Annotated in this window: 1 protein-coding gene; it reads right to left on the bottom strand. The window is 50.0% G+C overall.

All coding sequences use genetic code 11. The features are described from left to right. Positions 1-118 precede the first annotated feature (118 nt). Positions 119-457 (bottom strand): transposase, encoded by a 339-nt coding sequence (locus GC101_RS16325; RefSeq protein ID WP_039310863.1) that lies wholly within the window; start codon positions 455-457, stop codon positions 119-121. Positions 458-504 lie beyond the last annotated feature (47 nt).

Here is a 504-nt window from a genome sequence, read left to right as displayed (position 1 = left end):
GAAGTCACTACCGCATCAGGGGCACTCAGAAGCCCCAGGAAACGTTTTTTATGCGCATAGTAGGTTGAGGGTTGAACCTCCACGATACGTAGAACAAGTGTAGCCGAATACCCCCGCTTTATCGCTTCGTCGGCCAGTTCGAGTTTGTCTTGTAAGCGGGGTTGGCTTTTTTTAAGAGTTCACGCAGCAGTTCGATTTCCAGATCCTTTTCGCCCAGTAGCTTAATGGCCGTCTCCATCTTCGTCTCCAAGTCTTGGACACGCTCCGCATCTTCAATCCGTTCTTGGACGGACGGCGTAGCCTCTTCTCCAAATCGTTCCTTGTAGAACTTCACCCAATTGGCAATGGTGCTGGGAGAGACGGAATACTTTCGGGCCAGGAAGGAAACCTTGGTTCCATTGATCGCTTCTTGGGCTACCTTAATCCTCTGTTCGTCGTATAACTTGTTGCTTCTCATCGGCTCCACTCCCTCTTCTTAGTGTACCTCTTACATGTCAAGGTCTC

This window comes from Paenibacillus phytohabitans, assembly GCF_013141775.1.
In the GTDB taxonomy this organism is placed as follows: domain Bacteria; phylum Bacillota; class Bacilli; order Paenibacillales; family Paenibacillaceae; genus Paenibacillus_AQ; species Paenibacillus_AQ phytohabitans.
The sequence above is the reverse complement of the archived record's forward strand: the minus strand, read 5'-3'. Positions and strand labels throughout refer to the sequence as shown.